Annotated in this window: 12 protein-coding genes and 1 tRNA gene; 10 read left to right on the top strand and 3 right to left on the bottom strand. The window is 38.7% G+C overall.

Translation table 11 applies throughout. The annotated features are described in order from the left end of the window. Positions 1-133: 133 nt before the first annotated feature. The gene (locus tag C4F40_RS04625; RefSeq protein ID WP_196938188.1) at positions 134-517 is read right to left on the bottom strand and encodes a response regulator; all 384 of its coding nucleotides are present in this window, start codon (positions 515-517) and stop codon (positions 134-136) included. A 226-nt stretch (positions 518-743) separates the two neighbouring features. On the opposite strand from C4F40_RS04625, the gene C4F40_RS04620 reads away from it, so the two are divergent. The 3 genes from C4F40_RS04620 to C4F40_RS04610 all read left to right on the top strand — a co-directional run bounded on the left by C4F40_RS04620 (position 744) and on the right by C4F40_RS04610 (position 4,577). After that, complete coding sequence (locus tag C4F40_RS04620) at positions 744-1,529, top strand: N-formylglutamate amidohydrolase (protein WP_196938187.1); 786 nt, start codon at positions 744-746, stop codon at positions 1,527-1,529. Then, positions 1,513-3,345 (top strand): flavohemoglobin expression-modulating QEGLA motif protein, encoded by a 1,833-nt coding sequence (locus tag C4F40_RS04615; RefSeq protein WP_196938186.1) that lies wholly within the window; start codon positions 1,513-1,515, stop codon positions 3,343-3,345. The genes C4F40_RS04620 and C4F40_RS04615 overlap by 17 nt, the downstream gene beginning before the upstream one ends. A gap of 224 nt (positions 3,346-3,569) precedes the next feature. Beyond that, the gene (locus C4F40_RS04610) at positions 3,570-4,577 is read left to right on the top strand and encodes an ATP-grasp domain-containing protein (protein WP_196938185.1); all 1,008 of its coding nucleotides are present in this window, start codon (positions 3,570-3,572) and stop codon (positions 4,575-4,577) included. A 59-nt stretch (positions 4,578-4,636) separates the two neighbouring features. Here C4F40_RS04610 and C4F40_RS04605 read toward each other — a convergent pair whose 3' ends face one another. Continuing rightward, a complete protein-coding gene (locus C4F40_RS04605; RefSeq protein ID WP_196938184.1) occupies positions 4,637-5,635 on the bottom strand; it encodes a YihY/virulence factor BrkB family protein in 999 nt (332 codons plus the stop codon). A 259-nt stretch (positions 5,636-5,894) separates the two neighbouring features. Here C4F40_RS04605 and C4F40_RS04600 point away from each other — a divergent pair, with 259 nt between their 5' ends. From C4F40_RS04600 to C4F40_RS04575, 6 genes are all read left to right on the top strand, one after another. Continuing rightward, positions 5,895-6,458 carry an NADPH-dependent FMN reductase gene (locus tag C4F40_RS04600; RefSeq protein WP_196938183.1) on the top strand — a complete coding sequence of 188 codons (564 nt, stop codon included), beginning with the start codon at positions 5,895-5,897 and terminating at the stop codon, positions 6,456-6,458. 46 nt (positions 6,459-6,504) lie between these two features. Beyond that, positions 6,505-7,083: a DJ-1/PfpI family protein gene (locus C4F40_RS04595; protein ID WP_196938182.1), complete on the top strand. Its 579-nt coding sequence runs from the start codon at positions 6,505-6,507 to the stop codon at positions 7,081-7,083. Next, positions 7,083-7,463, top strand: a complete 381-nt coding sequence (locus tag C4F40_RS04590) for a hypothetical protein (RefSeq protein WP_196938181.1) — start codon at positions 7,083-7,085, stop codon at positions 7,461-7,463. Before C4F40_RS04595 ends, C4F40_RS04590 begins: the two co-directional genes overlap by 1 nt. 78 nt (positions 7,464-7,541) lie before the next feature. Continuing rightward, positions 7,542-9,602: a polyphosphate kinase 1 gene (ppk1, locus tag C4F40_RS04585; protein WP_196938180.1), complete on the top strand. Its 2,061-nt coding sequence runs from the start codon at positions 7,542-7,544 to the stop codon at positions 9,600-9,602. Between the two features lie 48 nt (positions 9,603-9,650). Beyond that, positions 9,651-10,712 (top strand): PA0069 family radical SAM protein, encoded by a 1,062-nt coding sequence (locus C4F40_RS04580; RefSeq protein WP_196938179.1) that lies wholly within the window; start codon positions 9,651-9,653, stop codon positions 10,710-10,712. 285 nt (positions 10,713-10,997) lie between these two features. Further along, the gene (locus C4F40_RS04575; protein WP_196938178.1) at positions 10,998-11,381 is read left to right on the top strand and encodes a hypothetical protein; all 384 of its coding nucleotides are present in this window, start codon (positions 10,998-11,000) and stop codon (positions 11,379-11,381) included. Between the two features lie 108 nt (positions 11,382-11,489). Here C4F40_RS04575 and C4F40_RS04570 read toward each other — a convergent pair. After that, a tRNA-Thr gene (locus tag C4F40_RS04570) sits at positions 11,490-11,562 on the bottom strand. 255 nt (positions 11,563-11,817) lie between these two features. Between C4F40_RS04570 and clpB the strand changes: the two genes are divergently transcribed. Then, a complete protein-coding gene (gene clpB, locus C4F40_RS04565) occupies positions 11,818-14,415 on the top strand; it encodes an ATP-dependent chaperone ClpB (protein WP_196938177.1) in 2,598 nt (865 codons plus the stop codon). Positions 14,416-14,458 lie beyond the last annotated feature (43 nt).

Raw genomic sequence — 14,458 nt, 5'->3', positions numbered from 1 at the left:
TTTAATATTATAAAAACAGCATAATATACGCTTTTTTTCTAAATAAGCGCAAGTAATAATACTGAAAACATTGCAAGCTGCCTAACGGTGGAGAATAATAATAAATATATAACTCTATTTCGGGACAGAATGACTAATTAAAGCTTGCTTTTTCTAGGTAGTCGATTAATTCTTTCAAATTTTCTTTCGGAAAAACCCGCTGAGCTCCTGCATTAATCATCTCCTCCTTTTCACGGTCATCACTTGAGGAGGTAAATCCAAGTAAAATAATATGTGGAAAGTACCTTTTGATTTGTTGACAGGCATCTATCCCATTCAAGACAGGCATATGCAAATCCAATACACATACATCGGGAACCACAGCGCTGTGAAAAATATAATCAACTAAAAATTTTCCATTTATCGCACAATGCATCAGGTTAAAGTGTTCCTTACCTCTAAGAAAAGCCTTAAACAGCAAATGATATATTTCAGAATCATCTGCAAACAGCACATTTATACGTTTTAGTTCAAGCATCAATAACGGTAGACATAAGTAGATATAATCTAATATCGAACAATTATTTTAAATTCCAAAGCTTATTTACAAATATTAAAACCTACTTAAGTAAGCTTGTTCCGTGTGTGTATAGTTCACGGTCGTTCAGATTGCGAATCTCGCTCAACTAGGACCTCAAAAGCAGACATAACAAACTTTTCAATCTCTTATACGTTATAATTTGTAACGAATAACAACAAATACTATGTCTGATTTTTTTGCATATTATGTCAATACAAGTAATAGTCCGTTTTGGTCCTTTGCTCTTCACGATGGTAATCGGATAAATCCTGAGCTAACGGATTATCTCAAACTCAACGACGCTGAACGATTTAGAGAAGAAGACCCATACACCGGTACGATAGCTGAGTTACCGATTAATAAATTTATAGTTAGTACCTCCCGCTTCCAATTGGATATTAATAGAACAATCGCGGACGCTATTTACTTGCGTCCTGAGCAAGCTTGGGGGCTCTCCGTCTGGGCGACACTCCCAGAAAATCACATCACTGCCTTGCAACACGAACACCAAAATGTATTCAAGGAAATAGAAACGCTGATTCAACGTACAATCGATGACCATGGATATTTTGTTGTGCTCGATATCCATAGTTATAACTGCAAGCGATCCGGACCGGATGAAGAGGTAGATCATGAATCAAATCCTCAAATCAATTTGGGCACGATTTATAATCATCCAAAATGGAAACCGCTCATTCAACGTTTTATGACTTCTGTACAGAATCAGGCATATCTCTCCCAGCCGATTGACATTCGTGAAAATGTAAAATTCAAGGGGGGATATCTTTCTAAATTCATCAATGGAAAGTTTGGAGCTAAAGGTTGCGTATTATCCATTGAATTTAGAAAAGATTTTATGGACGAATGGACAGGTGAGCCGTATATTGAGCGTATCATGGCCTACAGGCAAGTTTTGATGAATGCACTAACTGATTTACAAGAATATAATTTTGATGATACAAGAGGATAAAACCATACAGCAGATCATGCAGGCTATAAAAGAAAAAAAGCCTTTCCATCAGCAGATACCCAATATTGGTAAATTGGTCTTTAATAAGATTGTTCCATATCTTTTTATCTACCGCGTACCGATAGAAGGTAAAGATCGCATGCTGGCGGATCTAACTAAATCCGAGACGGCAAGTATTATTTATAAATTAGATTTCACGCAGGAAGAGTGGATCGGCATTATAGCGGAAGCACTAGCAAAGGAGTTCGGATCGTGTCTCGTAATAGAAGTATGGAACGCACCCAAAGATCAGGTACAGGACATATCTATTCAATTATCACAAAAAAACGCGTTGCAGCTTGCAGAATACTTTGCTAAAAATATTGTACTTGAAGCTCCTGATATTACCGTAGCCCTCGAAAAATTGAGTAAAGTGCCCAAGCCGGAGGGATATTCGGATCTATTCACCTTAAAGGAACTACAGGACAAGCAGATCATGTCGTTAGGAATCTCTGTAAAACAAAGATACATCGATCGTCAAGGCCACACGCTCCCCATTTTACTCCGTCATTTTCGCGAGACATTAGGAAAAAGCCTGTCTCGATTATTTTTTGAATTTCTGCGTATCCATACCACTGTGAAAGCAGCCGAATTCAAATTACAAACACACGAAGAACTTTCAAACTTTGTATTAGAAATCGACAAGAAGTTAGCACAGGAAAGTCAACGCTTTGATTTTCTCCTCTTAGTTACCCCCATTAATGCCCATGAAGCTTGGTTGCAATTTAAAAAAGACAAATTCTATCGCACACCTAAGTTTATTTATCGTCCTATGCCAATAGATCCAGATTTGGTAAAACGAAATCTGTATAATTTGCGGATTGAAGACTTATATGATCCTACTATTGCCTACCTATTTAGGGATAAAAGAACTGAATTAGATGCAATGATGTCGATGTTGAGCGACAGAGGAAAGGACGACTTTATGCATGGAAGCCTTCAGATATTTGGTGCCGTGAGCGATAAACTTTTGAATACGGCAAAAGCAATATTGACCGTTATTGATTCCAGTGATCGTTCCAGCCTCCAAGATGACACGACGCTAGATGCACATGAATTTGCTAAAATGGCAAGAGAGGAGATACAATATTTGCAAGCTCAGCGTCCGGATTTTAGCACTACTGTTCGTGTTCGGGATGATATATCTGGCGTAATGGTGAATCGTGGGGTTCTTAATATCAGTAAAGAATATCGAATAGGAATAGAACGTGCTAAGGCATTGATTCAGCATGAAGTGGGGACACATATCGTAACTTATTTTAATGGCAAAGCGCAGCCGCTGAGTTTGTTTAGTCTTGGTGTCCCTGGTTACGAACAACTTCAAGAAGGTTTAGCGGTATTCGCCGAATATCTGATAGGCGGGCTCAATAATGATCGCCTTCGTGTCATCGCGGGCCGTGTCCTTGCTGTACGTCATATGTTGATGGGGCATTCCTTTATCGACACTTTTTCCATGCTTGCAGAGGAATACAATTTTACCGAACAGACGGCATTTCAGATGACTATGCGGGTATATCGCGGAGGTGGACTCACCAAAGATGCGCTTTACCTTCAAGGTTTAATCGAATTGATCCAATACCTTAAAGAGGGTAAAGATATTCGGCTTTTAACAGTAGGGAAGATAAGGGAAGATTATCTTCCCATTGTACAAGATTTAATGCAACGCGGTGTATTGCAGCCTCCAGCACTAATACCTCGTTATCTTAACAACGAAAATTTGAAAAGGCTTACGGATATAAATAAAATCGGAAATATATTTAAACTTATTAATGACTAGTCCGAACAGGTGAGTACATTAATTCCTTCCAAAAAAACGCAAACGTTAATAATTTATTCTAATGAAATCCATAGAGCTGCCATTCCAAACAAACAAACAAACAAACAAACAAACAAACAAACAAACAGTGAAAGCAAGCTTCATTGTCATTAAAAGCTTAGCGAGCTTATTGATCCCGCTAAAAAAATCCATCAATAAATAAATAAATAAATAAATTTACACAAATGAAAATAGCCTTTTTAATCAATCAAACGCATAAAGAAGAAGTAGCCTTCACAACAACGGTGCTAGCACTAACAGCGTTAAAACGTGGTCATACTATTTTTTACATCGGCCTTGCCGATTTTATTTACCAAAATGAGCGGAGCATTGGCGCACACGGTCGCGTAGCAGAGCCAGACTCAGGTATTGACAATGGCGAAGATCTATTAAATATCCTCCGAAATAATAAAAAACAAATTATCAATTTACAGGAAATAGATGTTTTATGGCTTCGTTTTGACCCGGTACTAGACATGATAAATAGACCTTGGGCGGCCGCAATGGGAATTCAATTCGCACAACTTGTCAAAAATAACGGACGCTTGGTTATTAATGATCCAGACACCCTCATTCAAGCGAGTAATAAACTCTATTTAGAGAACTTTCCGAAAGAGGTACGACCAAAAACCATTGTAACACGAAACCACGAAGATGTTATTTCATTCCTCGAAGAGCAACAAGACAAAATCATACTTAAGCCCTTAAAAGGTTCTGGTGGAAAAAATGTGTTTTTAATCCCATTCAAGGAGCGGCAAAATTTAAAACAGATCGTAGAGGTAATCAGTAGAGACGGGTACGTCATTGCACAGGAGTATCTGCCGGAAGCGGTGAACGGCGATATAAGGTTTTTCCTATTGGATGGAAAACCCATCGTGATAAACGGAAAATATGCCGCCATAAACCGAGTGCAACAAGCCGACGAAATTCGGAGCAATATACACCAGGGTGCTAAAGCCGAACAAGCCTTTATCGATGAAAAGGTTCTTAGCCTTGTCAATAAAGTAGCCAACAAACTCGTAGAAGACAATATGTACTTTGTTGGACTAGATATTGTGGGTGATAAAATCATGGAAATAAATGTCTTTAGCCCAGGCGCATTGGGACAAGCATCGCGATTAAATAGTGTCGATTACAGCACTGCTGTAATCGAAAATTTAGAAGATAAAGTCAAAAAATTCTATAAATTATAATCCAAAAAGCCGGTCTATGATAAACACATTAGACCGGCTTTTTTAAAACTGTTGTACTGTTACGTTTTCGGGTCCTCATCCGAGTCTCTTTCTTCAATCACTTGATCTTCCTGCTTCAAGGGAGCGGGGGGTACCTCATCTACTTCCTTTTCTATTTCCTGTAATTCCACATGTACAGCAAATTCGGAAGGTTGTATGGGAATCCCTTTCAGAGTGGCATATTCCCTCGTAAACACGGCACCGAAGTATAAAATTGCAGCCGTGTAATATACCCAAAGCAAAATTAAAACGATAGAACCGGCAGCGCCATAGGTCGATTCGGTCCCTGAGGTTTTTAAGTATATTCCTATCAGCAATCTTCCTATCACAAAAAGCACCGATGTAAATAGCGCACCTGATCGTACTGTACGCCAAGTGATATTTACGTCCGGTAATACTTTAAAAATTACGCTAAATAGAACAAATATAACGCCGAACGTAATAAAAAAATTGATTACATCCATCAAGAATACGGTGATATCCGGAAAGTGACGCTGCAACCTATCCGTAAACGCTAAAATAGCACCATTTACAATTAGCGTAACCACCAACAGAAATCCAAGACCTATTACCAGAGATGACGATAATACCCTGTCTTTTACCAGTTTTAGCCAACCTTTTTTGGGTTTCGGCCGCACATGCCATATTTTGTTAATAGAGTTTTGGATATCTCCAAATACCGTAGTAGCACCAATCAATAAGGTGATGATACTAATTATCAACGCAATGGTAGACTGACCAGACAGCTCTAAGTTTTTAATAACTTCTTGGATCTGTCGCGCTGCACTGGCTCCCACTAATCCATTTAATTCGCTAAAAATTTTTCCTTTAATAGCCTCTTCACCAAAAAAAATACTTGCTAAAGAGATCATCAGTACCAATATAGGCCCAAGAGAAAAAACAGTGTAGTATGCAAGTGATGCGCTATACTTCAAGCTGTCTTCGTTTGTAAAACCCATTCCTGAGTTTTTTAAAACGGTAAATGTATCTTTAAAAAAGTTGCCTTTTTGTTTTTCCATAGCCTTGAAATAGTTCTGTTATAAGAAATAAACGAAATAGTTTTGTTATGAGAAGTAAACAAACCGAATAGGGAAAAGTTTATGTTCTAAAACTGGAAGATAAAAGAACATCGTGTATTTTTATAGCTCCTGTTGTGATGCTCTTTTTTTACTGTATATTTTATTTTCCATCCGCTTACAAAAAATACTTTGTAAATTTAGAAGATGAAAGCATTCGAATTTTTTCAATCACACATGGTCACTAAAAAATAATTTACGAATGAAAATATTAGCATTCGCTGCGAGTAATAGCTCGCAATCCATAAATAAGAAATTAATAAGCAGTATCAGCAAGTATTATAAAGAGGCCGAGGACTTTATTGAAATAATCGACTTAAATGAATACGAAATGTCCATTTATTCCCATGATCGCCAAGTTCAGGATGGCATTCCACAGTTAGCGATAGATTTTGCCAACAAAATAGATTGGGCAGATTTTATACTCATTTCCTTCGCCGAGCATAACGGTAATTATTCCACGGCATATAAAAATATCTTAGATTGGTTATCCCGTATCAAAGGAAGAAAACCGTTTCCAAATAAGCCGATGTTTTTAATCGCCACGAGTAACGGTGCCCGTGGCGGAAAAAGCGTTCTTGATATCGCCACAAATAGAATGCCTTTTGATGGAGGTATCGTATTGGAGACTTTCTCTCTTCCTGAATTCAATAAGAATTTTGAAGAAGGAAAAGGGGTAACCAATATGCTTTATCGAAGTCAGTTAGAAGCAAAAGTACGTAAGACAAAACGAGAACTAGCAAAAATTCAAGCAGAAGCAAACTAAAATTTAGCAAACCGGTTATTATATACAGCATTTAATACATATCATTATGGCAAAGAAAATACTACTATTAGTAGGAGATTATGTAGAAGATTATGAAGCAATGGTACCTTTTCAGGCCATGGGCGCAATAGGTATTGAAGTACATGCGATAGCTCCAGACCGAAAAAAAGGCGATCTAATACCAACCGCAGTACACGATTTCATCGGTGACCAGACCTACAAAGAACTTCGTGGGCACAATTTTGCAATAAATAAAGATTTTGAAACAGTCAACCCTGCAGATTATGACGGGTTATATATTGCTGGAGGTCGTTCCGCTGAATACATCCGTCTGAATAAGCGTGTTATTGAAATTGTAAAATATTTCTTCGAAACGGATAAACCGGTGGCGGCCATTTGTCACGGGATTCAAGTCCTCACGACAGCGCGGGTATTGCAGGGTCGGACTTTGACAGCCTATGTTGCCGTAGGTCCGGATATTGAGCTAGCAGGAGGTACATGGAAAAATATACCTGCCGATCAGTCGATAGTAGATGGCAATTTAGTAACTTCGCCAGCATGGCCTGGACACCAAGCAATTTTGAAAGACTTCTATAAACTTTTAGGCATTACCATAAACGTATAATGAAAAAGAGAAAATCTAAAAGAATATGGTTTATTGCCATACCTATTATCTTACTATTGGGGTATCTAATTTGGCAGACGTATAGCCAGCCCAGTTTAAAAGATATTCCGGGAAATTTCGAAGAGGTGGCATTTGTGCGAAACGAACAAAATAAAGGAGGAATTATACGGATTTATGCGGTTACAGTACAGGATCCTTCTGTAGCAAATTACGATGCCTGCGCCGATTTATTTCCTACAAATGATTTCAATAGCGTAACGACCGTTTATTTTTTCGATAAAAATAGTCCATACCCTACACTGCTGACATTAGAAAGTCCGCATTATGATACGGAAAAATATTCTGCCCTACACATCGCAAAAAGAAGAGGAACAGACTAATTTTATGTTATTCATATTATTTTAACATTAAGCTAACATCAATAATATAGATTTGAATCCAATATATTCGTTTAAATAATGGCAAGAAAATATATACCGAGAGATATTAGCTGGTTGAGTTTTAATGGAAGAGTATTACAGGAAGCCGCAGATGAAACTGTCCCCTTACCTTCCCGACTAAAATTTTTGGGCATATTTTCCAATAATCTGGATGAATTTTTTCGTGTACGGGTAGCCGGTCTCAAGAGAGCACTTGCAGTTGATGAAAAAGAAGCAAAAAACACCTTCTTCGAAAAACCCCAACTGATATTAGATGAAATTCACGATATAGTGATCAGTCAGCAAAAGAAATTTAATGCTGCTTGGGAAGACGTGCAAAAAGAGATGGCCAAACAACATGTTTACATCAAAACGAGTGAGGATCTTAACGAGGAACAAAAGAAATTTACTTATCAATACTATCAAGACGAGATAGAATCTAATGTCATTCCACTTCTTCTGAACGATGCAAATCCTATGCCCTATTTGAGAGATAAATCTTTGTACTTGGGTGTAGCAATGATGAAGAAAGATTGGCAGTATGAAACCAAATTTGCGATCATAGAAATACCTTCTAGCCAGTTAGGACGTTTTACAATATTGCCATCTTCCAAAAACCAAGTCCACGTTATACTATTGGAAGATATTATTAAATTCAACCTTCCATATATTTTTTCGTACTTCGGATTCGATGAATTCAAGGCACACGCGTTTAAAATTACGAAGGATGCCGAATTTGATTTAGACAATGATATCAACACTAACTTCGCCGAGAAAATAGCAAAAGCTGTAAAAAGCCGACGAAAAGGCAAACCTACCCGCTTTGTATTTGACAAAGAAATGGATGAAAAATTGCTGGAATTCCTGATCAAGAAACTCGGTATTTCCAAAAAAGACAGCATTATACCCGGGCAAAAAATCCATAATTTCAAACATTTTATGGATTTCCCAAATGTATTTAAAAAGTACCACCAGCCCAAAGAGCGAACTTCTTTCACACATCCCCAATTTGCGAATCAGCAACGCATTACAGATGTAATTATAAAAAAAGATGTCCTTCTGTCCTTTCCATACCACTCCTTCCGACCGGTAATCGATCTATTACGAGAAGCTGCAATGGATCCAGATGTAAAAACCATTCAAATTACAGCGTACCGATTAGCCAATAATTCTAAAATTGGAAACGCCTTGGTAAATGCTGCTCGTAACGGCAAAAATGTGACGGTAATGCTCGAATTACGAGCGCGATTTGATGAAGAACATAATCTGGAATGGAAAGAGCGTTTCGAGATGGAGGGCATCCATGTTTTGATTGGCATTCCTCATAAAAAAATACACGCCAAACTGTGTATAATAAAAAAGAGGGTAAATAACAAGACTGTACAATATGGCTTTGTCAGTACAGGAAACATGAACGAAAAGACCGCTAAAATCTATGGCGACTATTGCTTAATGACAAGTAATAGAGCTATTATGGCGGATATAAATAAGGTTTTCAATGCACTTAGACGACCAAAGCTGGATTTACAGCAAACTTTAAAAATGGGAACTGGCTTGTTGGTCTGTCCAACGGATATGCGCAACACCATTCTTTCCTATTTAGACACAGAAATAGCGGAAGCAAAAGCCGGGCGCGAAGCACATGTCATCATCAAGGTTAATTCGTTAAGTGATAAGACGCTGATAAAGAAAATTTATGATGCTGCGCAAGCAGGCGTGAAAATTGAAATGATCGTCCGCAGTATTTATTGTGCAGTGAATCAAAACACTTTTCAGAAACCAATTCATGCAATAAGTATCGTAGATGAATACCTCGAACATGCACGTGTTATGTATTTTCACAATGCAGGCAAAGAACATGTTTATATTTCTTCTGCCGATTGGATGACCCGTAATTTGGACCACCGTGTGGAAGCGGCAGTGCGTATATCCGATAAAAAACTTAAAGCAGAACTAATAGATATGCTCAAAATTCAGCTTAAGGGAAATGTAAAAACACGTATACTAGACGATGTATTGAGTAATGGTTACGCAAGAAATGGGAAACCACATTACAGATCCCAAATAGAACTGTATAAATACCTAAAATCCAAAATATAAATCAAGTCATATTAATTGTACTAATATTTTTAGTAATTTTATCCTGTTATGCAGGAGAAAGATTATATAAAAGGTAGGGGTGCACAATATAACCCCCAGAATATTTATAAAAAAGATAAATATACTGTAGACTATATAGAGGCGATAGATGATTGGGAAGCGGAAAGTAATAAGACTATGTTTATTCCCTCCGATGCCAAGTCTTTAGTACATAAAGTAGACAGCCCCGATGTCGGTATGATGTACTCTGCTAACCCCTACCAGGGATGTGAGCACGGTTGTATCTATTGTTATGCACGTAATTCTCATCAATATTGGGATCTGAGTTCAGGTCTGGATTTCGAACGCAAAATTATAGTAAAAGAGAATGCACCACAGCTGTTCGAAAGCTTCATTAGCAAAAAGGGATGGACCATCACTCCTATCCATCTCTCTGGAAATACAGATTGTTATCAGCCTGCAGAACGAAAATTTCGACTTACCCGACGAATACTTGAAGTTGCACTTTTTTACAGGCAGCCTATCAGCATAATCACCAAGAATAGCCTGATTCTACGAGATGCAGACATTTTAGAGCAAATGGCCAAACACAATCTGATTAAGGTATTCTTGTCTATTAATTCCTTAACAGAAGATACCAGGCTAAAGTTGGAACCCCGTACCGCCACAGCATCCCAACGCTTTCGCGTAGTAGAAGAATTAAGCAGCAGAGGTGTACCTATGGGCGTCAATATTGCACCTACTATTCCTGGCTTAACAGATCATGAAATACCAGCGTTGTTAAAAGAGACAGCTGCAAGAGGTGCGAAATGGGCAAGTTATATCATTGTACGACTCAATGGGCAGATTGGAGAAGTGTTCAAAGACTGGCTAGCGTACGCCTATCCAGACCGAGCCGATAAGATATGGCACAGCATCGAATCCTGTCATGACGGCAAGGTAAATAACAGCAATTTCGGACTTCGCATGAAGGGAAGTGGTAAAATTGCCGAAATAATTCGTGATAACTTTCGCTTACACTGCGCTAAAAACGGTTTAAATAAAGAAATATTTGAGTACGACTGCGCTGGGCTTCCCAAAGCGGTGTCGACTCAACTCACCCTATTTTAAAAAAAACAGCGTATACGCTGATGTATTCCTGTTTTTAGATTTTATTATTCTGCTACGCTACAATCGGAATGCCGTATTAAAATAGCGTGGTCCTGAGAGGAACGAATTGAAGTCAATGGGATTTAGACAGGTTAGAGCATGTTGGATAGGATGCATTAAGTCGTATGTTTTCGAATCCTATGTTATCTAAATGTTAACAAGTGTTAAAAGTAGAAGTATTACATGTGCCAATATGAAGTTTGAGTTGTTGTAGTAGAAAAGATAATATTAAAAACACACAACATTATGAAAAATTCTATCAAAATTTTAAGCCTTCTACTTATTACGCTTTTTGCATTTAGTGCATGTAGTAAAGACGACGATCCAGCAGATAATGACTTGTTCACGGGCAGGTACGAGGGTAGTGTAGGCTTCTCCAGCACCGATGATGAAGAGGAAGATGTAGCAACTACAAGTGGTTCCGTGACCGTCGTAAAAGTCGGCAACAATTACACCTTCAACTTTTCGGAAGGGATCCCTACGTTGGGTGATATCGAGATGAAAAAAGGAGACAATAATACCATTATCATTGGAGACGGTGCCCTAGGCTCTATCACTATTACCGAAAGTACGTTAAGAATCGCTTACACTAAAGATGGAAGAGCTTGGTCGGCAGACTGCGATCGATAACCCTGAACGAATATTTATTCGTAGCACACCGGAGTACAACAAATTATAAAATGTTACTCGCTTATATGTTAAACAAAAGCTCAACATGTGTTGAGCTTTTGTTTTTAGAGCCTCCTATCGGGATCGAACCAATGACCTACTGATTACAAGTCAGTTGCTCTACCAGCTGAGCTAAGGAGGCATACTTAATGAAGTATAACGACGCAAATATCGCAAGCTTACTTTAAAAAATCAATACTGTTTTTAATTTTATTCTCCCCTTTTCATCAACTTTTTGAAAATCAACTGAATTATTTTTCATATTCCGCAAAATCAGAAATTTTGTCGCCTTTTTTGAGATTCGACAGACAGAATTTCAGAAAGTTCACCGTAAAAACACAGCGGCATTTTATTTGTTAACTCATCAATACAAATCAGGAAGGAGCAAAAATAGTATATGAACTTTAATAATTATACCATCAAAGCACAAGAAGCAATTCAGAAAGCTTCTGAGATAGCTACAGGTAATCAACAGCAATCTGTTGAACCCGCACATCTATTAAAAGCATTGCTGACGGTGGATGAGCATGTTATAAATCATTTATTAAAAAAACTTAACGTAAATATTTCCTACGTAACTACAGAGATAACAAAACAAATAGAGGCCCTGCCCAAAGTAAGTGGAACTAATATATATATCAGCAATAGTTCTACCGCAGTATTACAGAAAGCACAGGGTTATTTAAAAGAGTTCAATGACGAATTCGTTTCCATTGAACATATTTTATTAGGATTGTTGTCCGCAAACGACAAAGTGTCCAATTTATTGAAAGATCAAGGCGTCAATGAAAAAGACCTCAAATTGGCTATCAAAGAACTACGAGGTACTTCGCGAGTCACGGATCAAAATGCCGAGGCAACTTATAATGCTTTAGGTAAATACGCACGGAATCTGAATGAATATGCCGAATCCGGAAAATTAGATCCAGTAATAGGGCGTGATGAGGAAATCCGTCGTGTGATACAGATATTATCACGACGTACCAAAAACAATCCTATTCTAGTTGGCGAACCCGGTGTAGGAAAAACTGCCATTGCAGAAGGTATAGCTCATCGTATTATCAAGGGCGACGCTCCAGAGAATTTAAATACAAAAACCGTATTTTCCTTGGATATGGGAGCTTTAATAGCTGGTGCAAAATATAAAGGAGAATTTGAAGAACGATTAAAAGCAGTCGTAAAAGAGGTGACTGAAAGTGACGGTGAAATTATTCTTTTTATTGACGAGATCCATACATTAGTGGGCGCTGGTGGCGGCGAGGGGGCGATGGACGCGGCCAACATTCTAAAACCAGCCTTGGCAAGGGGAGAACTGCGTGCCATAGGCGCTACAACACTAAACGAATATCAAAAATACTTTGAGAAAGACAAAGCGCTAGAACGTCGTTTTCAAAAAGTAATGGTTGACGAACCCGATACACAAGATGCAATTTCCATCCTGCGTGGCCTAAAAGAACGTTATGAAACGCATCACAAAGTACGGATCCTAGATGAATCCATTATCGCTGCTGTCGAGTTGTCACAACGCTATATTACCGACCGTTTCTTACCGGATAAAGCCATCGATTTGATCGATGAGTCTGCTTCCAAGCTGCGTCTTGAAATGGATTCCGTACCACAGGCGGTAGACGAGCTCGAACGTAGAATCATGCAGTTGGAAATTGAACGCGAAGCCATAAAACGTGAAAACGATAAAAAGAAAGTCGCAGAACTGTCTGAGGCCATTGCCAACCTTTCTGGTGAACGCGATTCGCTAAGAGCTTCTTGGCAATCCGAAAAAAATCTGGTTGACCGCGTAAATCAGGAGATTCAAAACATCGAAGACTATAAATTGGAAGCTGAACAAGCTGAACGTGCCGGAGACTATGGTAAGGTAGCCGAATTGCGCTATGGAAAAATCAAGGAAGCACAAGATGCCGCAGAAAAGCTAAAAGCTGAATTAGCCGAAAAACAGCGAGGTAGCCGCATGCTGAAAGAAGAGGTCACCTCTGAAGATATTGCAGATGTCGTATCGCGTTGGACGGGTATCCCGGTTAATAAAATGGTTCAATCCGAACGTCAAAAATTACTGACATTAGAAGAAGAACTACACAAACGTGTAGCCGGACAGGACGAAGCCATTGAGGCCATTTCAGATGCAATCCGCCGATCGCGGGCCGGGCTTAGTGACGCCAAACGTCCCATCGGATCATTTATATTCCTAGGAACTACAGGAGTTGGTAAAACAGAATTAGCAAAAGCGCTAGCTGATTTTTTATTCGACGATGAGCAAGCTTTAGTACGGATTGATATGTCGGAATATCAAGAACGCCATGCTGTATCACGTTTGATCGGAGCGCCTCCAGGATACGTTGGCTACGACGAAGGTGGGCAATTGACTGAAGCCGTTCGTCGTCGTCCGTACTCTGTCGTTTTGTTAGATGAGATCGAAAAGGCACATCCCGACGTGTTTAATATCTTGTTACAAGTACTGGATGACGGACATCTAACGGACAATAAAGGTCGTGTGGTCAACTTTAAAAACACCATTATCATTATGACCTCTAATACAGGCTCTCATCTTATCCAAGAAAATTTCAGCCATTTAACAGACGAAAACAGAGATAGTGTGATTGCTAAAACGAAAGACGAGGTATTCGAACTTTTACAAAAATCAATTCGGCCGGAATTTTTAAACCGTATCGACGAAGTCATCATGTTTACACCATTGAGCCGCAATGAGATTGGAGATATCGTTCGGATGCAATTTAATCGGGTACAGCATCAACTTGCCGAACAAAATATTGTGTTGTCTGCTACAGATGAAGCATTGGATTGGCTAGCACAGTTGGGATATGATCCTATATATGGGGCACGTCCGTTGAAACGTGTTATTCAGAAACGGATCTTGAACGAATTGTCGAAAGAAATCCTCTCCGGAAAAGTGACAAACGATTCTGTCATTCAGTTGGATACGTTTGACGGTCAATTTGTTTTCTTAAATAAAAGTGAGTAAACGATTTATTTGGTACATTACGATTCTATATTAAAGCCCTTTA

The sequence above is a fragment of the Sphingobacterium pedocola genome (assembly GCF_015209965.1).
Taxonomy (GTDB): Bacteria; Bacteroidota; Bacteroidia; order Sphingobacteriales; family Sphingobacteriaceae; genus Sphingobacterium; species Sphingobacterium pedocola.
Note: the sequence above shows the minus strand (reverse complement) of the source record. Positions and strands in the feature narration are given on the sequence as shown.